This is a genomic window from Flavobacterium sp. UW10123 (assembly GCF_040538975.1).
Classification (GTDB): Bacteria; Bacteroidota; Bacteroidia; order Flavobacteriales; family Flavobacteriaceae; genus Flavobacterium.
This window is the reverse complement of the sequence record NZ_JBEWQE010000007.1, coordinates 127318-153702: the sequence shown is the minus strand read 5'-3', so window position 1 is coordinate 153702 and position 26385 is coordinate 127318. Positions and strand designations below refer to the sequence as shown.

General features: G+C 35.0%; 19 protein-coding genes. 12 read left to right on the top strand and 7 right to left on the bottom strand.

Translation table 11 applies throughout. The features are described from left to right. Positions 1-10 precede the first annotated feature (10 nt). The 4 genes from ABXT06_RS09915 to ABXT06_RS09900 form a co-directional block, all read right to left on the bottom strand. Entirely contained in the window at positions 11-1267 is a 1257-nt protein-coding gene (locus ABXT06_RS09915) for an extracellular solute-binding protein (protein WP_354590617.1), read from the bottom strand. Then, the gene (locus ABXT06_RS09910; protein WP_354590616.1) at positions 1267-2406 is read right to left on the bottom strand and encodes a CaiB/BaiF CoA transferase family protein; all 1140 of its coding nucleotides are present in this window, start codon (positions 2404-2406) and stop codon (positions 1267-1269) included. Before ABXT06_RS09910 ends, ABXT06_RS09915 begins: the two co-directional genes overlap by 1 nt. A gap of 175 nt (positions 2407-2581) precedes the next feature. Then, positions 2582-3730 (bottom strand): CaiB/BaiF CoA transferase family protein, encoded by a 1149-nt coding sequence (locus ABXT06_RS09905; protein WP_354590615.1) that lies wholly within the window; start codon positions 3728-3730, stop codon positions 2582-2584. After that, a complete protein-coding gene (locus ABXT06_RS09900; protein ID WP_354590614.1) occupies positions 3727-4875 on the bottom strand; it encodes an ABC transporter substrate-binding protein in 1149 nt (382 codons plus the stop codon). Before ABXT06_RS09900 ends, ABXT06_RS09905 begins: the two co-directional genes overlap by 4 nt. A gap of 305 nt (positions 4876-5180) precedes the next feature. Between ABXT06_RS09900 and ABXT06_RS09895 the strand changes: the two genes are divergently transcribed. From ABXT06_RS09895 to ABXT06_RS09885, 3 genes are all read left to right on the top strand, one after another. After that, a complete protein-coding gene (locus ABXT06_RS09895; protein ID WP_354590613.1) occupies positions 5181-6194 on the top strand; it encodes a zinc-binding alcohol dehydrogenase family protein in 1014 nt (337 codons plus the stop codon). A gap of 99 nt (positions 6195-6293) precedes the next feature. Further along, entirely contained in the window at positions 6294-7091 is a 798-nt protein-coding gene (locus tag ABXT06_RS09890) for an SDR family oxidoreductase (protein WP_354590612.1), read from the top strand. A gap of 6 nt (positions 7092-7097) precedes the next feature. Then, on the top strand, positions 7098-7928 hold the full coding sequence (locus ABXT06_RS09885; protein WP_354590611.1) for an amidohydrolase family protein: 831 nt from the start codon (positions 7098-7100) through the stop codon (positions 7926-7928). A 335-nt stretch (positions 7929-8263) separates the two neighbouring features. Here ABXT06_RS09885 and ABXT06_RS09880 read toward each other — a convergent pair whose 3' ends face one another. Then, positions 8264-9940: a glycoside hydrolase family 28 protein gene (locus ABXT06_RS09880; RefSeq protein WP_354590610.1), complete on the bottom strand. Its 1677-nt coding sequence runs from the start codon at positions 9938-9940 to the stop codon at positions 8264-8266. 433 nt (positions 9941-10373) lie between these two features. Between ABXT06_RS09880 and ABXT06_RS09875 the strand changes: the two genes are divergently transcribed. From ABXT06_RS09875 to ABXT06_RS09860, 4 genes are all read left to right on the top strand, one after another. Next, positions 10374-12890, top strand: a complete 2517-nt coding sequence (locus ABXT06_RS09875; RefSeq protein WP_354590609.1) for an L-rhamnose mutarotase — start codon at positions 10374-10376, stop codon at positions 12888-12890. A gap of 175 nt (positions 12891-13065) precedes the next feature. Then, a complete protein-coding gene (locus ABXT06_RS09870) occupies positions 13066-14130 on the top strand; it encodes a Gfo/Idh/MocA family protein (RefSeq protein ID WP_354590608.1) in 1065 nt (354 codons plus the stop codon). Next, the gene (locus ABXT06_RS09865) at positions 14127-15707 is read left to right on the top strand and encodes a sodium:solute symporter (RefSeq protein WP_354590607.1); all 1581 of its coding nucleotides are present in this window, start codon (positions 14127-14129) and stop codon (positions 15705-15707) included. Before ABXT06_RS09870 ends, ABXT06_RS09865 begins: the two co-directional genes overlap by 4 nt. 133 nt (positions 15708-15840) lie before the next feature. Beyond that, a complete protein-coding gene (locus tag ABXT06_RS09860) occupies positions 15841-17349 on the top strand; it encodes a hypothetical protein (protein ID WP_354590606.1) in 1509 nt (502 codons plus the stop codon). Positions 17350-17396: 47 nt separating this feature from the next. Here ABXT06_RS09860 and ABXT06_RS09855 read toward each other — a convergent pair whose 3' ends face one another. Next, positions 17397-17606, bottom strand: a complete 210-nt coding sequence (locus ABXT06_RS09855) for a helix-turn-helix transcriptional regulator (protein WP_228012038.1) — start codon at positions 17604-17606, stop codon at positions 17397-17399. A 163-nt stretch (positions 17607-17769) separates the two neighbouring features. On the opposite strand from ABXT06_RS09855, the gene ABXT06_RS09850 reads away from it, so the two are divergent. After that, positions 17770-17973, top strand: a complete 204-nt coding sequence (locus ABXT06_RS09850) for a SymE family type I addiction module toxin (protein WP_354590605.1) — start codon at positions 17770-17772, stop codon at positions 17971-17973. Between the two features lie 271 nt (positions 17974-18244). On the opposite strand, the gene ABXT06_RS09845 is transcribed toward ABXT06_RS09850, so the two are convergent. Beyond that, a complete protein-coding gene (locus ABXT06_RS09845) occupies positions 18245-19456 on the bottom strand; it encodes an MFS transporter (RefSeq protein WP_354590604.1) in 1212 nt (403 codons plus the stop codon). A 101-nt stretch (positions 19457-19557) separates the two neighbouring features. Between ABXT06_RS09845 and ABXT06_RS09840 the strand changes: the two genes are divergently transcribed. The 4 genes from ABXT06_RS09840 (at position 19558) to ABXT06_RS09825 (ending at position 26296) form a co-directional block, all read left to right on the top strand. Continuing rightward, positions 19558-20376 carry an AraC family transcriptional regulator gene (locus ABXT06_RS09840; protein WP_012026080.1) on the top strand — a complete coding sequence of 273 codons (819 nt, stop codon included), beginning with the start codon at positions 19558-19560 and terminating at the stop codon, positions 20374-20376. Between the two features lie 541 nt (positions 20377-20917). Then, positions 20918-23104, top strand: coding sequence for an alpha-L-rhamnosidase-related protein (locus tag ABXT06_RS09835; RefSeq protein ID WP_354590603.1), 2187 nt, complete (start codon positions 20918-20920; stop codon positions 23102-23104). Positions 23105-23365: 261 nt separating this feature from the next. Further along, entirely contained in the window at positions 23366-25042 is a 1677-nt protein-coding gene (locus ABXT06_RS09830) for a glycoside hydrolase family protein (protein ID WP_354590602.1), read from the top strand. A 132-nt stretch (positions 25043-25174) separates the two neighbouring features. Then, complete coding sequence (locus tag ABXT06_RS09825) at positions 25175-26296, top strand: glycoside hydrolase family protein (protein ID WP_354590601.1); 1122 nt, start codon at positions 25175-25177, stop codon at positions 26294-26296. Positions 26297-26385: the final 89 nt, after the last annotated feature.

Below are 26385 nucleotides of genomic sequence, written 5' to 3'. Positions count from 1 at the left end.
CTTGCCAATTTTAATTTTTGACAGAACTGTGTAATGTTGTTCCTTGACTTAGTTCTTTTATTTTCTTTTGAGTTTCTTCTAAAAGTATATCTGATGAAATATCTGTTTCAATCGCTTTTAAAACTGCTCCGTCAATTAATTCGGCTACTTTTGGCCAGATTGGAGTTTGAGGAAGTGTCAATGCATTTTCGTGAAGCATTTCCAGTTTATGATAAAACGGAATTAAAGTATTAATTTCTTCATCTTTCCAAGTCGATTTTCGGCATCCGATTCCGCCTTCCATAGTTAATAATTTATCGCTTTCGGGTGTAGTGGCAAATCGTAAAAAATCATATGCCAGTTTTTTGTGCTTGCTTCCTGAACCAATCGTATACAGCCAATATACATTTAAAGAAGCCGTTTTATGACCGGGATCAGATGGAAGGGAAGTGATATCGATTTTTCCTTTCACTTTCGATTCTTCAATCACTTCTGCCATTGAAGCAAATCCGAACCAGTTGATTGCCATTGCGGCTTGTCCTTCGGCGAAAGCCAAACCTGCTTCAACAGAACCAAATTCTTTCGATTTTGGATGAACAGCATTTGCATCATTGACCATTTTTCTATAAAAATCCAATGCTTTTATTGCTGCTTCATTATGAATATCAATCTGATTTTTTTTGTTTAATAATGAACCTCCACGTGTCCATAATTGCAGACAGAAGTCAAAAACCATATTGTGTCCGTCAGGATAATTGGCAAAAACAGCACCGTATAAATTTTGCTCGGGACGATTAAAAAATGTCGCAATTTCTGTAAATTCTTGCCACGTTTTTGGAGTAGAAAGTTCGTAACCAAACTGTTTTCTAAAATTCTCTTTTTCGGTTTCGTTTTCGAATAAATCCTTTCGATAAATCAAACATTCGGGGCCGTCATGAAATGGAAGTCCAAAAATGCCATTGCTTAATTTCTGCAAATGCAACAGCGATTTATGCCATCCAAAAGGATAATTTTCTGGCGGATTTTCTCCTATTAAGGAAAATAAATTTAGAACCGCATTTTCGTTTGCAGCATCAAAAATCCAATCGGTATTGATATGGGCAATATCCCATTTTCCTTCTTTTAAACCTTTATCTGAAATGGTAGTTTCATATAAATCATGAAGTTCTAATGCAACCATTTCAGCTTCCATTTTTATATTGTTTTGAAGTGAAAATGCATCCCATAATTTTCGAAGTGTACTTTCGAAAGGATCGAATTTACGAACGGCGATTCTAATTTTTTCCATTAACAGTCTATAAATTCTTTAATAATTTTCTCGTTGTCCTGACCTAGTTTCGGCGAACCTTTTCCTGAAGTCAGATATTCGCCGTCAATTTTTATCGGACAGCGTGTAGTTTTATAAGTATAGCCGTCCAACATTTCGACTTGCTGAGTGAAATTCAAAACCTTAAATCCATCTTCCGCAAATAGCTGTTGATAGTTTAAAACTCCTGCGCACCAAATGTCTGCTGGTTCTAAAATATCTAACCAAAATTGTGTTTCCTGCGTTTGCAAATGATCGGCAAGAATATTTTTTATTTCGTCTCTAAGCGTAAATTTATTTTCAGGGAAAACCAATAAAGCATCGCATTTTAGCAAAGAAGCCAAAACAGGAATCGAGCCCATTGCAAGTGCCAGATAACCGTTTTTGGTTTTGTAAATTCCGTATGGTGCACCCAAATAAGCGTGTGCATTATTGGTTTTGGTTCGAACTGGCAATTCACCGCCGTCATTGAAGAAAGTGGTAATGGTTTCAAACTGAAAATCAAACGCCGATTCCAGCATACTCACCTGAATTTGTGCTCCAATATTATGCGTTGCTTTTCGATATAAAGCAGCTAAAATTCCTTGTGCCAAATGTGCTCCGGCTAACATATCTACAATCGATAATCCCATTGGAACCGGACCATCTTCCTGATTACCGCTTAACCAGGTCAAAGCCGTTAAAGATTGTAAAAGCAAATCCTGACCTGGTAGATCCTTTAAATCAGGATGCTCTCCAAAACCAGAAATCGAAGCATAAATCACATTCGGATTAATGTTTTTTATATCTTCATAACTCAATCCAATGCGTTCCATAACTCCGGGTCTGAAATTATGCATGACAACATCGGCTTTAGCTAATAATTTTTTTAGTTTTTGAAGCTCTTCTAGCTGTTTAAAATCAATGGCGAAAGATTCTTTGTTTCTGTTGATGGTATGAAAAACAGACGATTCGCCGTTCATAATCAAATCAGAAGTATATAAAGTACGGCAAATATCTCCCGTTCCCGGTTTTTCAATTTTTATAACGCGTGCGCCCAAATCAGCCAAACGCAAACTCGCCGAAGGCCCCGAAAGAAACTGACTGAAATCTATAATTAAATAATCTTCTAAAGGTTTCATTTTTTTTGTTTAACCGTTTTATTGTTTAATCTTTATTTTCAACAATTAAAATCTATTTTAATCTGCTAAAATCTTTTTAAATCTGCGTGAAATACCTTTTATGCATAGATTTTTTCACGCAGATTTATACAGATTAAAGCAGATTTGCACAGATTTTAATTTAATCTGTTGAGTATTATTTAGCTTGAATAAATTCTTCGTGTATAATTAAATTGTCTTGTCCTACTTTTGGAGCGGCTTTTTCGCTTAATAGAATTTCACCGTCTAATTGAATCGGACTTCTCGTTGTAACTAAAGTTTCGCCTTCGGTATTCTTCACCGTTTGTTTCAGTTGCAATTCATTCACAAAAGGCTGATTGTTTAATTCTTCATAATTGAAAACTTTTCCGCACCAAATCCCTTCTTTTTGCAGAATTTCAATCCAGTAATCAGAAGTTTGGGTTTGAATTCTTTCGCTTAAAATCGTTCTGATTTCATCGCGTTTTTCAAACCAAAGATGTTTATCCGCGTAAGCGTTTAAATCCAATCCTAAAGTTTTTCCAATAAAAAGTAAATTGCCCATTGCAAGAGATAAATAGCCGTTTTGTGTTTGGTAAACTCCGTAAGGAGCGCTTAAAAAAGCATGTGCACTTCCTTTAATATCGCCGCGTTCAGGTAATTGACCGCCATCATTTAAGAAAGAAGTAATCGCTTCAAACTGTACATCTAGAATAGATTCCAACAGACTCACTTCTACCAAAACACCTTTTTTGGTTTTAGCTCTTTTTAAAAGTGCTGCCAAAATTCCTTGTACAAAATGATTCCCGCACATTAAATCGGCTACAGCCAAACCAAAAGGAACTGGACCTTGACTTTTGCGTCCGCTTAACCAGCTTAATCCGGAAAGCGATTGTAACAATAAATCTTGTCCTGGTTTTTTAGCCCACGGACCTTCGTTTCCGTAACCTGTAATGGTTCCGTAAATAATCTGTGGATTTATAGAAAGCGTATTTTCAAAATCTAATCCGATTTTTTCCATCACTCCGGGTCTGAAATTATGTGTCATAATATCAGCCTTTTCGATTAGTTTTTTTATTAAAACCAAATCGTCAGGATTTTTCAAATCGGCAGCAAAAGATTCTTTATTTCTGTTAATGGTATGAAAAAGCAAACTGCTGTCATCCACAAACAAATCTTTAATACTCAATTGTCTGCAGGCTTCGCCTTTTACGGGACGTTCGATTTTGATGACGCGTGCACCCAAATCGGCTAGTTTTAATCCAGCTGAAGGCCCTGCTAAAAACTGACAGAATTCCAGAACAATTAATCCTTCTAAAGGTCTCATACGGTTTGGATTTTTAGAGATTCCGCATAAAGCGAATTCATTTCTTCCAATACTTTTAATTCGTCTCCGCCATTCATCAAATAATTGCGAACCACATCTCCAGCATGATCCTGGAAATACATATGCCCATAATACCTCGGACGAAGAAAAGCGCGTTCTAAAGCAGGAAATGTATTTTTGAAATAATCATGCGTCACACCATTAATTCTCTCGCTTTTCCAAGCTTGCAAATGACCTGGCTGACCGCCATTGTCGGTATAAATATTCTGCTGAACTTGTGATGAACACGTAAATTCGGCGTATTTAATGGCAGTTTCAATATGTTCGCTGAATGATGAGACCGCTAATCCAGTGCCACCCAAAGACGAAATCATTGAATTGTTATTTAAACTTACTAAATCGTAAAAATGTAAAAGTTTACGGCTGTAGCCAATGCGTGAATAGTTAGAATAACCATATGCAAAGGGACAATACGCAATTTCGTCTGAGTTAACCATTGCTTCATAAACCTGAATTGGGTTTCGGTTAAAATTAGCTGTATCAATTAATTGAGCCAGTTCTCTAAACATTTGAAGCGCTTTGATTCCAGTGGTTTCAGAAATTACTTTTTCTTCAGAAAGAAAAGGAGCTTCACCCAAACTACAGCAAAACATATAAAAGCTCATTAAAACATCTACCGGAATTCCAGCAAAAGCAACTAAACCTTTTTTGGCCAATGCTAATAAATCATCATAAGTTTTAGGAACTTCTAAATTGTTTTTCTCTAAAAGGTCCAATCGGGCAGAAGCAACCGGAGTTGCAGCATCAATTGGCAATGCCCATAATTTGTCGTGAAAAACATAACTTCCGTATGATTTTCCAACAGTATTAATTTCTTGGTCTTTAATATATTCGTTTGATAAATAATCAGATAACGGAAGAATCGCTTTGGTCTGAGCTCCAAAACCTGTCCAAGGATGATCGATAACCAATAAATCGAATCTTTTGGCTAAGTCTTCGATAGAAGCATCGGCAAATTCTTGTAAGCTTCTTTTCTCCCAAGAAATTTCAACTTCAGGATGTAGTTCTGTAAAACGCTGCGATGTGGCAACCATAGGAAGCAAACCTCTTGTATGGTTCCAAGTTATGCCTTTTAATTTTATCATTTTTGTATAGAAGTTTTGGGTAAATGTAATCGATTGTATTAATAAATGTAAAATTTACAATTACAAAAGTAGAAATAAGATTTAGATGGACAAGAAATCCCTTCTTTTTAAGAAATCTTTTTTATATAAATCGATAATTAGTGATATAATTTTTACAAACCGTCTAAAAATTGTTATAAAAATTTAAAGTTTAGTCATTTTTATTAGTGGAAAATAAAATAAAGGTCGATTATTAATTTTTAAAAAGTATTTTTGTAATTGTGAATTTTACATTTATTTTTTTTATACAAAAACTAATTAACCTGATGAAATATATTGTTTGCGAAAAACCGCAGGAATTTTTACTAAAAGAAACCAATATTCCGGAACCAAAAGAAGGTGAAGTTTTATTGAAAATTAAAAGAATCGGAATCTGCGGAACTGATATTCACGCTTTTGGAGGAACTCAGCCTTATTTTGAATATCCAAGAATTTTAGGTCACGAATTGGCTGCAGAGTATGTAAAAGGAAATGCTACGGGTTTTGAACCAGGAGATAAAGTAACTTTTATTCCGTATTTCAACTGTGGAAAATGCGTGGCTTGCAGAAACGGATTGACAAATTGCTGTGTAAATATCAAAGTTTTCGGAGTTCATATTGATGGCGGAATGGCCGAATATGTTTCTATTCCAGAACAATATTTATTGCACGGTCAGGGATTAGATTATGATGAATTGGCTTTGGTCGAACCATTGGCAATTGCAGCACACGGCGTTAGAAGAGCGGCTGTAAAGGCTACAGATATTGTTTTGGTAATGGGAGCAGGACCAATCGGAATTGGTTTGATTCAGTTTGCTAAAATAGCTGGAGCCAAAGTAATCGTAATGGATATCAACGATTACAGATTAAACTTCTGTAAAACAGAACTAAATGCAGATGAAACAATTAATCCGTTAAATGATAATGTTGTGCAAAAATTAGCTGAATTGACAAATGGCGACATGGCGAATGTGGTAATTGACGCGACTGGAAATCAGAAAGTGATGAACAGCGCTTTCAATTATATTTCGCATGGCGGAAGATTTGTTTTGGTTGGACTTCAAAAAGGGGAACTGAGTTTTAGTCATCCTGATTTCCACAAAAGAGAATCGACTTTAATGAGTAGCCGAAATGCGACAATAGAAGATTTCGAATATGTAATGAAATGTCTGAAAGAAGGAAAAATCGATCCTAAAAAATACATTACGCACAGAACAAGTTTCTCTGAAATGATTACTGATTTTGGGAATCTGATTGATCCGAAGAATAATGTAATTAAGGCGTTAATTGAAATAGAGTAATTAGTTATTGGTGAAAAGTGATTAGTGAAATGTGTGCAAGTTTAAGTTAAATGTATTTCACTTTTCACATCTTACAAATCACATTTAACACAAAAAAAAATGGATTTAAACTTAAAAAATAAAATAGTTGTCGTTTCTGGTTCGGCTGGTAAAGAAGGCAGTATCGGAGAAACGATCGTGAATAGATTGGCAGATGAAGGCGCAATTCCAGTTTTAGTTGACCGAAATGCGAGAGGTTTTGAATATGTAGAAAGACTTCAAAAAAGAGGTGTTAATTCTTTATTCGTTCAAACTGACGTTACCAATCCTGTTGCGATAGAAAATGCTGTAAAAGTAATTGGAGCTAAATACGGTAGAATCGATGCTATAATCAATAACGTTGGTGTCAATGATGGAGCAGGATTAGATTCAAGTTATGAGGATTTTATGAATTCTTTGAAATTGAATGTGGTAAGTTATTTTCTTTTAGCTAAATATTCGCTTCCATACTTAAAAGAATCAAAAGGAAATATTTTGAATATCGGTTCAAAAGTTGCCTTAACGGGACAAGGCGGGACTTCAGGTTACGCTGCCGCGAAAGGTGGAGTTTTGGGCTTAACAAGAGAATGGGCGGTAGATTTGATTCAGTACGGAATCCGTTCGAATGCCATTATTATTGCAGAAAGTTATACGCCTGCTTATGAAGATTGGATTAAAACATTGCCAGATGGAGAAGCGGTCTTGAAAAAAATCAGTAAAACGATTCCATTAGAAAGCCGAATGACGAAAACAGAAGAAATTGCAGATACGGCACTTTTCATCATTTCTGAAAAATCATCGCATACTACAGGACAATTTGTTTTTGTGGATGGAGGTTACGTACATTTAGACCGCGCTTTAATCAGCGATGTTAATTAAAAAGTTATGAGTAAAAGAATAGATTCCCATCAGCATTTTTGGGTATTTGATCCCGTTAGAGACAGCTGGATTGATGAAACCATGCAAAATATTCAAAGAGATTTTCTTCCAGAAGATTTACACCCGTTATTAAACGCCAATCAGTTTGAGGGCTGTGTTGCTGTTCAGGCTAGCCAATCAGAAGAAGAAACTCAGTTTTTATTGGATTTAGCTTCTAAAAATGATTTCATAAATGGTGTTGTAGGCTGGGTAGATTTGCGAAATGAAAGCATTGAAGAGCGTTTGCAATTTTTTTCAGATCAAAAAAAACTGAAAGGTTTCAGACATGTAGTTCAAGGTGAAGTTGATGATTTTATGGATGGAGCAGCATTCAGAAGAGGAATTAAAGCTTTAAAAGCATTTAATTATACTTACGATATATTAATTTTCCACAGACAGCTTTCGGCTGCAATACGTTTGGTAAAAGATTTTCCAGAACAGCGTTTTGTGATTGATCATATCGCTAAACCAGATATTAAATCAGGAAGTATTGATTCTTGGAAAAAAGGAATCGAAGAAATCGCAAAATATGACAATGTTTGGTGCAAAATCTCAGGAATGGTAACAGAAGCCGACTGGAAAAACTGGAAACCAGAAGATTTGAAACCGTATTTAGATGTGATTTTCGAAAACTTCTCAGCAGATAAATTGATGTATGGTTCAGACTGGCCAGTTCTCAATGTAGCTTCTGATTATCATGAAGCAGTAAAGACTTTAAAAGATTATATTTCGAAATTTTCTATTGAAGATCAGAATAAGATTTGGTTTGAGAATGCGAAGGAGTTTTATAAGTTATGAGTTAGCTCATAGATTAAAAGAGCCTGAAAGGCTCACATCATGAACACTGGGCAACGCCCAGTGACAGCAAATAGACATACGTAACAAAGCCCTGAAAGGGCGTAAGCAATTACATGGCGATTATTGCTTACGCCCTTTCAGGGCTTTTGCTGTGCTCTGGTCTATATCAATTCATAGGGCGTTGCCCTATGGTGATAGCTTTGAGGCCTTTGGCCTCTTAAAACGGTTAAAATATAGCCCGTGGTTTCAACCACGGGACACAATGTGAGAAATGCAATACGTGACAATATTGCATCCCCGTGGTTTCAACCACGGGCTATGTTTGAAAATTGGTTCTAGAATTTAACCGCTTTCTTAGGTACATTTTTGTCAATAGTTGTAGTCTTCGAAAAATTAGCCGAAGAACCACTTAAATCAATATTCTTGCTCGCTTCACCATTAATTGTAATTGCATTTGATGAAGAAGGATTAAATTCGATATTTTTCAGCGAAAGATTTTTAGTATTGTAAATTTCGAAAGCATTCTTCGCTTCGATATCCAATTGTGCATTGCTGATTTTGATTCCGTTTGCGTCAATTATAGAAAAACCTTTTTGTGCTTTGGCAATCAAGTTTGAGATTTCAATATTTTCTAAATTCATTTCAGGAAGACCTTGTAAAAATACGGCTTGCTGAGCACCTTTAATCGTAATATTTTTGATTATAATATTTTTAAACTGAGGCGTTTCTTCGTTTACCGGAATCGCTTTTGTGCTAACGGTATTCCCGCCTTCTGCTAAAGTTTCAGCGATTGATTTTCCTCCGTAATACAAATCAAAAGAAATCGCTTGAGATGGAATATCAGTCATAAAAACATCCGAGATGTAAATGTTTTCTACAACACCGCCACGCCCGCGAGTACTTTTAAAACGTAGACCAACATCAGTTCCCATAAAAGTACAGTTAGAAACGTGCAGGTTTTTTACACCGCCTGACATTTCACTTCCAACCGTAACACCACCATGACCATGATAAACGATATTGTTTTTTACAATGATATTTTCGCAAGGAACGCCTCTGTCACGTCCGTCTTTGTCTTTTCCAGATTTTATACAAATCGCATCGTCACCAACATCAAAACTTGAGTTTTCGATTACTACATTTTTACAAGATTCTACGTCAAGTCCGTCACCGTTTTGAGAAAACCACGGATTGCGAACGGTTATATTTCGAACAATCAAATCTTCAATTAATAAAGGGTGAATATTCCATGCTGGAGAGTTTTGAAAAACAGGTCCGTCAAACATGACTCTTTTGCTATTTTGAATGCTTACCAAAACTGGACGAAGAAAATCGTGAATAGCTTCAAAATCTTCTTTTGTTTTTAAATCAAGACGAATGTTTTGATCGGCACCTTTAGCGCCTTTTAGATATTGCTCAGAAGGATACCAGCTGTCTTTCTTTTCATTTAAAACACCGCCAGACGCTACAAATTTCTTCCATTGTTCATCTGTTAGTTTGCTTTTTTTAACTTGTCTCCAAGCTTCACCTGAACCGTCCCAAACTCCATTTCCGGTAAAAGCAATGTTTTCTAAGTTTTTTCCATAAATAGGAGAGATACAGCGCCAAGTATTTAAACCTTCAAAGCTGGTTTCTATTATTGGATATAAAGATTTATCGGTAGAGAATTTAATTAAAGCGCCAGTTTCAGCATGCAATTCAATATTACTTTTTAGAATGATTGGACCAGTCAGCCAGATTCCGGGTGGGATAATTAATTTTCCTCCACCTTTTTTAGAAAGTGCATCAATCGCATCAGCAAAAGCTTTTGTATTCAAAACATAACCGCCGTTTACCGCTCCAAAGTCTTTTAGATTTACACTGTAATTTGGAATTACAGGTTCTTGGACTTCAATCATTTTAAATTCAATATTTTTATAAGTATCAGAAGATTTTTGTGCAGAAACTGTATTGAAACTCAAAGCAAAAGAGGCGAGAGCAACACATAAAAGGGTTTTTCGGTTAGTTTTCATTCGTATTATATTATAGTTAAAAGTCCTTTTTTTGGAAACCGGTACATTATCAATTCAGTTTTTTATTTATTAAATTTTTATTCAATAAATAAAATTACACTTTTTTAATTTGAAATATTTAATGTAATCGATTACACAAAACTATTAAAAAAATAATAGAAAATGACACTTTTGGTGAGTTTATCACAGATTTCTTATGAATTTAATTTTTTTTAATTGGGAAATCAGACGATAATGAAAAGCCGAATTTTTGAAGTGAATGTTTCGAAGTCAATATTACAGGAGGGTACAGGATGCCTGTAATTTTATATTCTTTTAAATTGTCCCTGTTATTTGGTAAAAGTGTTAAAAATACAATTATTTGTAAAAATTATAGCGCTTTAAATAAATGCCTCGTAATTTTAGCTTAAGAAAAAAATCAATACTATAAATAATGCGTTTAATTCCTTTCAACAAATTACTAGTCGTTTTTTTACTGGTATTCACAATTTCGGCAAGTGGTGCTGAAATCTGGGTTTCACCATCAGGAAAAGATTCGAACATCGGAACAAAATCAAATCCGCTGGCAACGGTTCACATGGCAATGCGAAAAGCGAGAGAACTTCGTCGTTTAAAAGATCCATCTATAAAAGACGGAATTCGAATCATTGTAATGAACGGAACGTATTATTTAAACGAACCTTTATTTGTACGTCCTGAAGATTCTGGAACTGCGGACAGCCCAACAATAATAGAAGCTGATGCAAACGCAAAACCAATTATAAGCGGTGGAATCGAAATTAAAAATTGGACAAAATCGACAACGATTATAAATGGACTAAAAAAAGGCTCCGTTTGGGTGGCCGATGCTCCTAAAAAAGCGGGAAGTCTGATTGATTACAGACAATTATGGGTAAACGATAAAAAGGCAGTTAGAGCCAAAAATACAGATGGAAACTCGATGGAAAGAATCTTATCATGGAATCATGAATCGCAAACTTGTTGGATTCCGTTTAAAGATAAATCGGTAAAGTTTGAGCCGGGAATGGAAATGTTTATTGTGCAATGGTGGTCGAATGCGAATCTTAGAATTAAAAACATCGAAGTTCAAAAAGACAGCGCCAGACTTTCGTTTGAAGAACCTGAAAGTAGAATTCAAAGCGAGCATCCCTGGCCAGCACCTTGGATTTCTAAAAATAACGGAAACTCAGCTTATTTCTTAAACAATGCTTTTTCGCTTTTAAACGAACCAGGAGAATGGTTTTTAGATAAGAAAAATGCCAAAATCTATTATATTCCAAGAGCTGGAGAAGATATTGCTACAGCTAAAGTTACTGCTCCGTTTTTAGAAAATCTTCTGGAAGTAAAAGGAACAATCGATTCTCCTGTTCATCATTTTCAATTTAAAGGAATTTCGTTTCAATACAGCAATTGGCTTCGTCCATCGCAGCAAGGTCATGTGCCGTTGCAATCTGGTTTGTATTTGTTAGATGCTTATAAATTGAAACAGCCAGGAACACCAAATCAGGCAAGTTTAGAAAATCAAGGCTGGGTTGGACGACCTCGCGCTGCCGTAGAAGTGAATTATGCGAATAACATTCAGTTTGAATCGTGCCGTTTTGAGCATTTGGCTTCAACTGGTTTAGATTTAAATAAAGGAACAAATCACAATACCGTAAAAGGAAATTTATTTAAAGATATCGGCGGAAGTGCCATCAATGTTGGGGTTTTCTCTGAAGAAGCTTTTGAAGCGCATTTGCCTTTAATCATAAAAGATGAAAGAGAAATGTGTTCGGATGAAGTAATCGCTGATAATTTAATCACCAACGTAACCAATGAAGATTGGGGAACTCTGGGAATCAGTGCAGGTTTTGTTCGAAATATTACAATTGAACACAACGAAATTTCAGATGTCTCGTATTCTGGAATGGCGATGGGCTGGGGTTGGACACACACTCCAAACGTGATGCAGAACAATAAAATTCTGGCTAATAAAATTCATCATTATGCGAAACACTTGCATGATGTTGCTGGAATTTACACGCTTTCGGCTCAGCCAGGAAGCCGAATCGAAGAAAACTATATCGACAAGGTTTACAACAGTCCATATGCGCACGATCCGTTTTTATGGCTGTATTTGTACACCGATGAAGGAAGTGAAGGTTTTACTATTAAAAACAACTGGATTGCGGAAAAGAAAATCCTTAAAAACCATAACGGCCCAAAAGGAAATATCTGGGAACACAATGATCCGTATGTGAGCACTAAAATAAAAGATGCAGCAGGAATTAGAGCGCCTTATAAAGATTTAGAAAAAGAAGTCGTAATCGATGAAAATTGGGGATTACAGGAAATGCCAAAACCGTATGCCATCGAATTGATAGGTTCTGATTTTGATATCGAAAAAATCAAATCGACTTTAACTGGTTTTAGAATTGTAGGTCAGGAATTGTACCAATGGAAAAATCATTTGGTGATTTACGGAAAAATGAATCAGCCGGAAAGAACGAAGCGAAAACTGGCGGGTGCTTTTCCATCTTTACAGATTAAAATCTATGAGGATTTAGTTTACGATTTCCAAAACTTCGAAAGATGCAAAGATTCAAAACCAGCATCTGATTGGGAAAATGTGGTTTTAACAGCAAATCTTCCTGCTGATGAAAAACTGCAAAAGGAATATGTAGAATATCATAAAACGCAATTCGAAAAATGGCCAGAAGTTGCCAAAGGTTTCTGTAATGCCGATTTCCAGCAATTGCAGGTCTTCAAAAATGAAAGACAATTGATCTTAGTTATCAGTATTCCGAAAGGCGAAAATTTGGATAAACTAAATCCAAAGACAACGGAAAATAATCCGCGTGTAGACGAATGGAATGCCTTAATGAAAAAATACCAATCGGGAATTGAAGGCGCAAAACCAGATGAAACTTGGATTTTCTTAAGTAAAGTAGAAGTAGAAGCAAAAAAATAATACGCATAATAAACCCGACAGGTTTTTAAAACCTGTCAGGTTTATTATGCGGAAAAAATATTTAGCCACAGATTAAAGGATTTCCACAGATTAAAAAATCCATTTAATCCATTTAATCCTTTTAATCTGTGGCAAAAAAAAAACTAAAATCAACAATCTAAAATAACCACACCTCATGTTAAAAATAGCCATTCTGGGACTTGGAGAAGGACGAAGCACAATGTCGGCTGCTATAGAAAGTTCAAAACTAGAACTCGTTAAAATATGCGACCGAAACGAAGAATTGTGCAAACAGCGCGCAAAAGAATTCGATTTTTATTCGTACACGACTAATTACGACGATTTGTTAAACGATGCTTCAATTGATATTATCGCGATTTATACGCCAGATCATCTTCATGCGCAACACGTAAAGCAAGCTTTATTGAGCGGAAAACATGTCGTGTGTACAAAACCTTTTATAGATGATCTTTCGGATGCAAAAGAACTTTTAGAATTGAGCAAATCAACAGGAAAGAAAGTTTTCATTGGGCAAAGTTCCCGTTTCTTTGAACCAGCCAAAAGGCAAAGAGCCGATTACGAAGCAGGTTTAATTGGCGATTTAATTACCATTGAAGCGCAGTATCACGCGGATCACAGATGGTTTTTAAAGAAAGAATGGTCGCTTTTACAATCATTTAAATGGTTGTACGGAGGTTTGAGCCATCCTGTAGATTTTATCAGATGGTATCTTCCAAATATTCAGGAAGTAATGGGTTACGGAATGATCAGCAGTAACGGACAAAATGCAGGATTAAAGAATGAAGATACGATGCATTTTATCTTCAAAGCAACCGATGGAAGAATTGCTCGTGTAAGCGGTGTTTACACTTCGCCAACTCAGCCAGCACAACGTGACAGCGGAATGAGCACAATTTTGCGAGCTACAGAAGGCGCAAGTCAGGCCGATTATCATGAATTGCGTTATGCCGTTACAGACAAAACTGGCGAAGAAAAAGTAATTACTTGGGGAGATAGTACGATAAAATATTATTTCCGTTTTGAGGGACAAAGTCATCACGGCGGAGAATATCAAAATTATTTAGAATATTTTGTAGACAGCATCGAGCAAGGTTTTGAAGCTTATCCAAACATGGAAGAAGGAATTGGAACCGTAGCTTTATTGCAAGCAATGGATAAATCTTTGCAAACAGGAATGCCGGTTAAAATTGCCGATATTCTTAACGAATACGGACTATGAACAGTATCTATGATAAATTAACCACGCTCGATTTTGTCATTGTTGCTGGTTATTTAGTGGCTTTATTGGTCATTGGATATGTGGTAAGTATGAAACAGAGAAAGAAAAACGAAACGCTTTTTCTGGCCGGAAATTCATTAAACTGGTACAGCATCGGATTTAATATGTGGGGAACCAATGTTGGGCCTTCATCTTTATTGGCCTTTGCGAGTATTGGTTATGCAACTGGAATTGTTGCAGGAAATTTCGAATGGTACGCTTTTGTTTTCTTATTGCTTTTGGCAATGGTTTTTGCGCCAAGATATATTGCAAGTAAAGTAAGCACTATGCCCGAATATATGGGAAAACGCTACGGCGACAGTACTCAAAACATTTTAGCTTGGTACGCTTTGGTAAAAATCTTGGTAAGCTGGTTGTCTTTAGGATTATTCAGCGGAGGCGTTTTAGTACGTCAGATTTTGGGAATTCCGATGTGGCAGAGCGTTACTGTTTTAGTGATTTTCTCTGGAATTTTCACTTTTGCAGGAGGATTAAAAGCAATTGCTAAAGTGAATGTTTTTCAGATGATTCTGCTTATTGTAGTTTCGCTTACACTTTCCTTTTTAGGTTTGCAAAAACTAGGAGGAATCGATGTTTTAATTGCTAAAACACCATCAAACTTTTGGAATTTAGTTCGTCCTTCAGATGATTCTCATTATCCTTGGCCAGCTATTTTATTAGGATATCCAGTTGCTGCAGTTGCTTTTTTCTGTACCGATCAATCGATGGTGCAGAGTGTTTTAGGAGCTAAAAATCTGGAGCAGGGACAATTGGGCGTAAACTTTATTGGTTGGTTAAAAGTGATGGCTTTGCCGTTGTTTATTCTTCCTGGAATTTTGTGTTATGCCCTATATCCAGAATTAGGAAGCAACTCAGACTTAGCTTATATGACCATGGTTACAAACCTTTTCCCAAGCGGAATGAACGGTTTGGTGATCTGTGTAATGATTGCGGTTTTGGTTGGAACAATTGGTTCTTCGTTAAACGCCTTGAGTACCGTTTTTACGAATGATATTTATGTAAAGAAAATCAATCCAACGGCGACGATTCAGGATCAGATTAAAATTGGTCGTTTAACGATTGCTGCCGGATGTGTATTTGCGATTCTGATTGCTGTTGCGATTGACAATATCAAAGGACAGAATTTATTCAACATTTTTCAGGCGGTTTTAGGTTTCTTGGCGCCTTCATTATCTGTTGTTTTCCTTTTGAGTGTTTTCTGGAAACGCACTACAAAAAAAGCGGTAAATGCAACGCTTTCTTGGGGTTCGGCTTTTAGTTTGTTTGTTGGGGTTTTATATCTATGGATTTTCCCTGCCGATAAATATCCTGTTTGGCCTCACTTTTTATTGATTTCGTTTTACATTTTTGCCGTGCTTTTAATTACGGCAGTTATTATTTCTTTAACCGATAAAAATCCTGAAGTTAATGTTTCAGACGAAACGGATATTCCTAAAACGAGTAAAAAGGTGAAACTTTTGTTTGGTTTGTTGGGATTGGTGATTTTGATTTTGTATTTGGTTTTTAATGGAAACTAGAATAGTTATCAAACTTATATTATAGAAAAACGCTTCCTAATAATAGGAAGCGTTTTTTGTGTTTATGTTTTAAAATATATTTTTTAAAATTGTTCTTATATTTATATGAATTTCAAAGAAATAAAAATTAAATATGATTAAAATATATGTTGACTGGAATATAATGTCAGGAATGAGAAGTAACCACTTTCCAGAATTATTATCTATACTTTTAAACAATGATAAATTCTTGTGTTTATATTCAACATCACATATTAGTGATATTTTTCGAAGTTATTCGGATGATGAAGAACAGAAAGCAAGAATTCAAGATGATTTAGAATTCATAACAAAAATAACGAATGATTTTTGTCTCTTTAATGATGGTAAAAATATAATTCTGGACCAATATGATCCACAAGAATTACTTGATAGTAGAATTGAAGAGTCGGATATTTTTTCAGATTTATCGATCGATAATTTATTCAAAAGTGATTCCGATGATCCTGCTTTAAATTCATTATTAGAATATTTTAAAACAACCCTAAAATCTTTAGAATTAGACTCTGTTTTTAAAGAAGCATTTGAAAATCCAGAATCTGCAAAAATTCTAAATGATATATTTCCAGGATTGAAAGATGATCTTACAATGAATGGCTTTTTCAATAGCTTTAGTAAAATGAACTATAATTTAAATGAGACAGAAGGTTATAAGGATTTAAGACAAATAGTTCAAAAAATAGGTGTAAATAGTGGGCATTTTAATGAAAATAAAGATCCATTCGAGTTAATTGACAATTCATATAAAAAGAAAGGAATTGAAAATTTTAAATCTAATGAATATTTACCAAAGGGTAAAAATGCACCCGAATGGTATGATGAAATTATGAATGAATATCTTTATCTAGATATGCATGGTTACAAATCTGACAAAGTTAAAGTGTCTGAAAAAGAGAGAAATACGTTTTCAAATACAACAGATGATGCATCTCATACGGCTTTTGCCTCTATTTGTAGTTTTTATCTAACTAATGATGACAAAAATTATCTTAAAACAAAAGCTGTATATAAAAAACTTTCAATAGAAACAAAAGTTTTGAAACCAGCAGAATTTATAGAGTACTACAATGAGTATCTAAATTATAATTCAATTTCAGATCATTTTAAATCGTTATTTGAAATTTTTACTAAACCAATTTTTTATGACACAGATAATGATGAAGGAGAATATTTTGGAAAATTTGCATATCCAAACGAGTATTTCTTCAATTTTTTTAATAAAATTTGGGTTCCAGTTAATAAGGGAGAAGATTATTTTTATTTTACATTAAGTACGATTCCTCCCAATCCAAGTAAAATATACACTGCATTTAAAGAGATCGAATCATTAGTTAGAATGTTTTACGAAGCTTTTGGTCCAGATAAAAATGGATTAGAATTATTTGAAATTTCTGAAATTCAGAATGAAATATGGGGAGGTAGGCATTGGTTATCAGATGTTGGCGAGATAAAACTTGTTAGAATAAATGGATGGTTACAATTGTATTATAATAATGAAGAAATAAAAAAGAAGATTGTAGATGTAAAATTAGCTAGCAATGATTCTTTGATAAAGAGATTGTTAAAAGGATATAAGAGATACTTTAAATCAAAATCTGTCTAGAATTTAATTATACATTAAAAAAACTCAACGAGTTTTATAATCTATCATTATTTCCCAGTCGAAACTAACAACTCCCTAATATCAACCTTCAAATATTTAGAAATCTCATAAAGTGTTTCAATAGAAGGTTGATAATCATTCGTACACCAACGCGAAACTGTCGATACCGTTTTGCCTAAATGTTTTGCTAATTCCTTATTACTTCTATTGTTTTCAACCAAAACAACCTTTATTCTATTTAAATTTAATTGCGACATAATGTTGATTTATTGCTTTTTTATGCAAATATGATGTATTTTAAATATAATAAAAAGTATAATAGTGTTATTAAAAAATGCTATAAAATCGCAATTAAGTTTTGTGTAATTATTATTTGTAATAAAATATTTACTATTTTTGTTTCAATGAAATAAAAATAAAATGAAACAATCAGTAAAAAGACGATTAAAAATACAGCCAAAGCATATTGCACGATCATATCATCGATACGTTATATTTCCAGAAATACGTCTTTGCGGAAAATGGCTTCAGAAAATTGGTTTTCATTACGGGAATTTCGTAACGATTGAACATCAGCAAAATAAAATTATTATTACAACCAATAATGAAATTGAAACGAAATAAAAATCATCTATTTTAAACATAGCCCGTGGTTTCAACCACGGGCTATGTTTTGAAAAAGATTGCAAATAAAGCAAGGCTATTTTATGAGTTGCCTCCAGTTTTAACTGGAGGTGTATGTAAAAAGAATAGAAAAAGGCTTTAGCCAAATTGTCGATATTTTGGCTAAAGCCTTTTGAGCTTCCTAATTAATTTGTCATCCAGCTAAAGCTGGACGCAATTAAAACTTTTAAAAAAAAACTTTGCGCCTTAGCGACTTTGTGGCATAAAAAAATTACTCAACCTTCTTTTTCTTCTCCAAATTTGGCAAGAACCCCGTAATAACCCCAATCAAAGGCAGGAACGCACAAATCTTAAATACATATTCTATACTTGTAGCATCGGCAATTTTTCCTAAAATAGCAGAACCTAAACCACCCATTCCGAAAGCAAATCCGAAGAAAAGACCCGCTACAAGTCCGACTTTTCCAGGCATTAATTCAGTTGCATAAACCAGAATCGCTGAGAATGCCGAAGAAAGAATCAATCCGATAATTACAGATAAAGTTCCAACCCAGAATAAAGAAACATAAGGCAACATCAAAGTAAATGGAGCAACACCCAAAATAGAAACCCAGATTACATATTTTCTTCCATAACGATCTCCAATTGGACCACCAATTAAAGTTCCGGCTGCAACAGCTCCAGAGAACAAGAATAAATAGACTTGTGACTGCTGAATAGAGATATGAAATTTATCAATCAAAAAGAAAGTATAATAACTCGTAATACTGCTCATGTAGAAGTATTTAGAGAAAATCAAAACCAATAAAATTACAAGAGAAGCAATTACACGGTTTTTAGATAAATGATGCGTTTCAATTTTATGAGCCGATTTATTCGCATTTCTTTCAGATAAATGTGCCGTGTACCAAATTGCAATTTTATACAAAGCAAAAACACCAACTAACGCAATAATACAAAACCAAGCGATATAAGATTGTCCGTGCGGAATTACAATAAATGCTGCTAATAAAGGTCCGATAGCACTTCCTGCATTTCCTCCCAATTGAAAAATAGACTGCGCCAAACCTCTTTTTCCGCCCGAAGCCAAATGCGCTACACGTGAAGATTCAGGATGGAAAATTGAAGATCCAATTCCGATTAAACTTACTGATAATAATAAGTTGATAAAACTCGAAGCGATCGAAACAAAGAAAAGTCCAACCATTGTAAAACACATTCCAACAATCAGCGAGTATGGTTTTGAGTTTTTATCGGTATACATTCCCACAAACGGCTGTAAAATAGACGCTACCATTTGGTAAGTCAAAGTAATAATTCCGATTTGAGTAAAACTTAAACTGAAATTATCTTTTAAAAGCGGATAAATTGAAGGAACAACAGCCTGTAAAAGATCATTAATTAAATGAGAAAAACTTATGATGACTAAGATCGAATAAGTGGTTTTTTTAACTATGTCAGGATTTGCTTTAATAGTGTCCATGTGGTATTTTTTGATTTTTAAATTAGGTTAAAAAACAACAGCTGTATTATTTTTTGCAAAGATTAAAAGAATACTAATGTCAGAATTGCTATATTTGGACAATGAATAGTCAATATCGGACATATAGAGTAGCAACGGATTTTGGATATCAAGTAGATTCCTCAATCCCGGTTATAGGTTATACTGAAACAGTTAACAACGAAATGTGCATCTCCCACTCGCATCCAAGAGCTCAATTAATCTATGCAACTCGTGGCGTAATGAATGTTGTGGTCGGCAATAACATTTGGGTTGTAAATCCGTTGCAAGGCCTTTGGATTCCAAGCGGGGTAGAACATCAGGTTACTTTTCAGAAAGACGTTAACTATTACAGTGTTTTTATTGATCCTTCTGCAATTGGAGGATTGCCAGAAAAGAGTTTTTCGTTTGATATTCCGATGTTTTTAAAGCAATTGGTTTTCAAAATCATTTCTTTTGGAACAAGCGGCAACTTAACAGAATCACAATTAAGAATCATTTATGTCTTTTTAGACGAACTGGCTTTAATAGTGCCAAGCGCCACTTTTTTGCCTACTACAAATGATGAAAGGCTACAGAAAGTGGTAGAACTTTTAATGAGTGATGTTTCGAGTAAACAAACAATTGATTATTATGCCGAACTTTCTTTTATGAGCAGCCGAACTTTATCGCGATTATTCATAAAAGAATTGGGAATGAATTTCAGCGATTGGCGCACCCGAATGAAATTACTGGAAGCTATTAAAAGATTAGGCGAAAAACAATCCATAAAAGAAATCGCTTTAGATTTAGGTTACGAAACAGCGAGTGCTTTTATTTATATGTTCAAAAAGCATTTGGGCAAAACGCCTTCTAACTATATTTTAGAAGATGAAAATGAATCTGAAAAGATGATTGCTTAGATTGTTAGCCTAAATTAGAACGCGGATAAAACGGATTTACTTCGTAAAGACGCTGATTTAGACGGATTTTTTCTTTTAGTTATCCAAAATAACACAGTCTTTGTCATTTCGACGAAGGAGAAATCTCCACGAGAAGCTCGACAAAGATTGGGTTCGTTGCGGAGTTACTTGCGAAGATTTGCTTCGCCTGTTCGCTATCGCTCGGGTCTCATTCGTCGAAATGACAAAAATGCGTAAGCTGGCTTTAAATTTAAGCCTTTATAAAAGTTTCTTACATTCTTAATTTCAAAACTTTGACAAAGCTATTGATAGTAAAAAAACAAAAAAATCCGTTTTCATCCGTGTCTTCGCGATAGCGAATCCGTCTCATCCGCGTCCCATAAAATTGTAACATCATTTTTTTTAGTACTAAAAAAGTGATAAGCCATAATTTTTCCCTTAAAAAATTATCAAAAAGTACTGTTTTTTATGAAATAGCAGGATAGTGCAGGTTGTGAAATGTAAAGATAACACTTATCTTTAGTCCCAAAATACACTAACTATGCTAAACCGCTTTCCCATTTTTAAGACTTTACTTCTTTTTGTTGCTCTTTTTTGTTGTTCGCTGTCCTCAGCACAAGAAAAACCAAAAGAAGCGACATGGATCTGGTATCCAGGAGATTTTGAAGTTTGGTTAAGCAATAAAATGCAGGTAAGACGTACAGAACGCGAAGCCGTATTTCCTCCGCTTTGGCAATATTACAGTCCATATGCTTTGGTTACTTTTCAAACAGAAGTAGATATTCCACAACCAGACGAAGTGAAAATCTTCTCAGAAGGATCTTTTCAATTACTTTTAGATGGTATTCAAATTTACGGACAGCCAAAATCGATTACAGTTCCTGCTGGAAAACACAAGATTTCTTTTAAAGTTTACAATCAAGAAGTACTGCCAGCTATTTATATTAATGGTAAATATATTAAATCTGATGCCTCTTGGAAAGTAACCAACGAAGATAAACTTTGGATTGATGAAACTGGAAAAGCACAACAATCTGGTACGCCTTGGGTTCCTGTTGGTTCTTGGAATTTTAATTCGCCAGAAAATAAACCTTCAGGATTCAAACTAACAACAAAACCTTTAAGTGCAAAGAAAACAGAAAAAATAGGGTCTGGCCAATTAGTAGATTTTGGAAAAGAAACTTTTGGTTACATTAAAATTCACGGTTTAAAAGGAAAAGGCAAAGTCGCACTTTATTATGGCGAATCTCGTGAAGAAGCGATGGATTCTGCCAAATGCGAAACTTTAGACCATTTATCTTTTGACGGAAAACAATCTGAAACTTACACTCATGACGGTTCAAAAGCATTCCGTTATGTTCAGGTGCAAGCAGATGCAGGGGTAAAATACGATTCAATTTCGATGCTTTATGAATATCTTCCATTAGATTATCGTGGCGCATTTAAATCATCAGACGAGCAATTGAATAAAATTTGGGATGTGTCGGCTTATACGATGCATTTAACTTCCCGTGAATTTTTTATCGACGGAATCAAACGCGACCGCTGGGTTTGGTCTGGAGACGCTTATCAAAGTTATTTGATGAATTATTATTTATTCTTTGATTCGGCTTCTGTAGAAAGAACTTTGTTAGCGCTTCGCGGAAAAGATCCTGTAACAGCTCATGTAAACATCATTATGGATTATTCATTGTATTGGTTTGTAGGTGTTTACGATTACTACTTACACACAGGCGATACGAAATTCATAAAAACTTTTTATCCAAGAATGAAATCATTAATGGATTTCTGTTTAGAAAGAAGAAACAAAAACGGGTTCCTTGAACCATTAGAAGGAGACTGGGTTTTTATCGATTGGGCAGACGGATTGCCAAAAACTGGTGAAGTTAGTTTTGAGCAAATGCTTTTAGCGAGAAGTTTAGAAGCTATGGCGGTAAGTGCTGAAATTGCTGGGAAAATAGAAGACCAAAAACAATATCAAAAATTAGGTACTGATTTAAAAACGAAATTATTTGATGTCTTTTGGGATAAAAAAGAAGACGTGATGAAACACCAGCGAATCGATGGAAAAATACAAAACATTGTAACCAGATACGCTAATATGTTCGGTATTTTCTTTAATTATTTTAATGAAGAACAAAAACAAAGCGTAAAAAATAAAGTGTTGTTGAATAAAGATGTTCTCCAAATCACAACGCCATACATGCGTTTTTACGAGTTGGAAGCATTGTGCGCGATGGGCGAACAGAATTATGTTTTAAAAGAAATGAAAGATTATTGGGGCGGAATGCTAAATGAAGGCGCAACATCTTTCTGGGAAGAATACAATCCGAACAAAAAAGGAACAGAGCATTTAACAATGTATGGTCGCCCTTACGGAAAAAGCCTTTGCCACGCTTGGGGAGCAAGTCCGATTTACTTATTAGGGAAATATTATTTGGGTGTAAAACCAACCGCTCCAGGTTATTCAGAATATGAAATTAAACCAAATTTGGGAGGTTTAAAGTGGATGGAAGGAAAAGTTCCGACACCAAACGGAGAAGTTAAAGTGTATTGCAGTACCAAAGAAATCAAAGTAAAAGCAGGCGAAGGAGAAGGAAAATTGATTTTTGAAAGTTCATCAAAGCCAAAAACAAACTCTGGAGTAATTACAGAGTTAACAAAGAATAAATATCAATTGATTGTAAAACCGAATGTGGAGTATAAAGTGAGTTATAAGGCTTTGTAAGTTATGAATTATGAGTTATGAGTTATGAGTGATTAGTAATTAACTGATAGTTTGTAACGCCCAGTTTGCCATTCCGACTGAAAGGAGGAATCACACTTGTAACCACAAAGATTATCACGTCCAGTTTGTCATTTCGAGGAACGAGAAATCTTCGCAAGTAACTCCGCAAAGATTGTCGATTATAGTTGCGGAATTCCTAGTGTGATTCCTCCTCCGTCGAAATGACAAAAAAAAGCTCAATAAAAAAAAAATAAAAAACCAATGTTTTCAAAAAATAAAAAATATAACATCAAATTAAAAACCGCTTTCCTAATGCTAATCGCTCTCTGCATTCAAGCAAAAGCACAAACAACAACATGGAAACCAGCCTCATTTGAAATTGTAAAATCAAATTACAAAACGTTCAAAACCACACAATACGCACATGTATTTTCAGGAAGCAAACACAATATTGTTCGTTTAGCTCCAGAATTGCAAGGTTTGACTGGAATTGAACTTCCTTTAGATAAATATAAAAATGGAGCTAATGCTCCTTTGCAGTTAAAGTTTAAAGAACCAGTTCAGGTTTTAGTTGGAGTTTTTCACGATGAAAATTCAGAATATCTTCAAGCAGATAAACTTCAAAACGCCAAATTAATTTTAGAAAACGGAGTCACTATAACAGGATTGCCTTCTGTAAATGTTTATGCGGTTTCTTTCCCAAAAGGAACACAAACATTAAATCTTGGAAAAGGATTATTTGCTGTTTTAGGAGTTGTAAAAGCTTCTGAAAAACTAGAGCCAAGAAATGCCAATTTTCCAGACGGAATACTGTGGAATCCAACTTTTATCGTTGAAGGATTTTCAGATGAGAAACCGCTTTTCGAAATTATCGGCGGAGAAAACAAACCTGTTATCGATGAAGGAATGTCTGGAACAGAAGAAATTCAGGGAGGTTTTGAAGGCGGACGTGTAGTAAAAGTTGGCGATACATATCATATGTTTCCAACAGAAAGAGCAGGAGAAAAAGGAGTAGATTATTATTATGATCGTGTAAAAACCAAAATCGGACACTGGACAAGTAAAGATGCCATTCACTGGAAAAGAGAATCTACAATTTACCGAGCAAGTGGTGTTTATGCCGTTACCGAAGACGATAACCCAATGAATGATCGTCGTGCTGCAATTTGGTCTTATATGCCAGTTTTTAATGAAAAAGCAAACAAATGGTACGGCTATTATTTGGCTTATACCGTAAGTAAAGAAATTGAACCAAACCATTCCTTCGGAAGAATTTGGCGTTGTGAATCGACTGTAGAAGGAATCGACGGAATTGGTGGTCCTTATAAAGATATTGGAATTATTATGGAACCTGGATTAGATTCTCAGCCTTGGGAAGGTCGTCAGGGAGTTGCTTCATTTTTCCCTTATCAAGTTGGAGATAAATATTTCGGGTTTTACAGCGGTGCGTATCCGTTCAATTCATGGGCAGATTATCCGAAAAAATCAGGAAAAGGCTGGTTTGTAGCTTTAGCCGAATCTAAAAGTTTAGAAGGGCCTTGGTTGAGAATGAATAAAGGTTTGGAACCAATTAAAACCATACATCCGCTATTTGTAGAAAATCCAATTGTAAGTCAGTTACCAAACGGAATGTACATCGCGATTTTCGACGGTGGTCCAGACGGCTGGGGACATCATTTACCAAATATGATTGGCTATTCATTATCAGCTGACGGTCTTAATTGGGCAGGAGCACATTATTTACCAATAGAAACCAAAGTAGATAAATGGTGGGATATTATGAGAACTCCTTTGTGTCTAATTTCAGAAGGAAACGATGTTTACACAATAGTATACAATGCAATCGATTTGAAAAGAAGATTTCATCCAACAGGAATGGTAAAAGTAAAGCTAAATAAAGATGTGATGGAATTGAAATTGAAAGAGCTGAAAAAATAATTTCACGCAGATTTTGCAGATTTTAGCTGATTTAAACAGATAAAAATCAATTAATAATCTGCAAAATCTGCGTGAAACAAGATAATAAAAAAACTTAGAGCTTTAGCGCCTTCGTGGCAAAAAAACATAAAAATGAAAATTAAATACCTAATCCTAACCATTTCAGCACTTGTCCTAACAAGTTGTGCAACTAAATACAAGAAAAGAGAAATTACAGACAGCGTAATGCAGGAGATTTACGAAGAAATCAAAACGCCTTATAAATATGGTTTAGTAATGGTTCCTACCGACAACTCGTATAAAATGGATTGCCCGAGTGTATTTAGAAAAGATGGCAAATGGTATATGACGTATTTAATTTACGACGGAAGAGGTTACGAAACCTGGCTTGCGGAAAGCGACAATCTTTTAGATTGGAAACATCTAGGAAAAGTAATGTCATTTTCAGAAAATGAAAAACACTGGGATGTGAACCAAAAAGCAGGATATATTTCGTTGCAAGACATGACTTGGGGCGGAAGCTACGAATGGGAAAAGTACGATGACAAATATTGGATGAGTTATTTTGGCGGAGATAGTAAAGGTTATGAAGCAGGAGTTTTATCAATCGGAATGGCATATACCAAAGAAGCGCCGACAAAACCGCACGAATTTCAAAGATTAGAAAATCCGGTTTTAACGCCAAAAGATAAAGACGCCAGATGGTGGGACAATAGTACGATGTACAAAAACAGTGTGATTCGTGATAAAGATAAATTGACAGGGCACAATTTTATCATGTATTATAATGCCCGTGGCGATAGTATCAATCCTGCAAAAGGTGCAGAACGTATTGCGATGGCGGTTTCAAACGATATGAAAACATGGAAACGTTATGGCGATAAACCATTAATCAATCATCATAAAGGAATTTCAGGAGATGCTTATATTCAGCGAATTAATGATACTTGGGTGATGTTCTATTTTGGAGCTTTCTGGACGGGTTGGAATCAAGGTGCATTTAACCGTTTCGCCGTTTCGAATGATTTAGTAAACTGGACCGATTGGAAAGGAGATGATTTGGTTAAATCTTCTGAACCTTATGATGATATGTTTGCTCATAAATCATTTGTGGTCAAACATGACGGAGTAGTTTATCATTTTTATTGCGCTGTAAACAAAGCAGAACAAAGAGGAATTGCAATCGCAACGTCTAAGGATTTAGGGAAAAGCAAATTGAATTTTGTGGCTCCGCCGGAGAAAAAGAAGAAATAGTTATGAGTTATGAGTTATGAGTTATGAGTTATGAGTTATGAGTTATGAGTTATGAGTTATGAAATACCTTAATACTCCCAACTGAAATG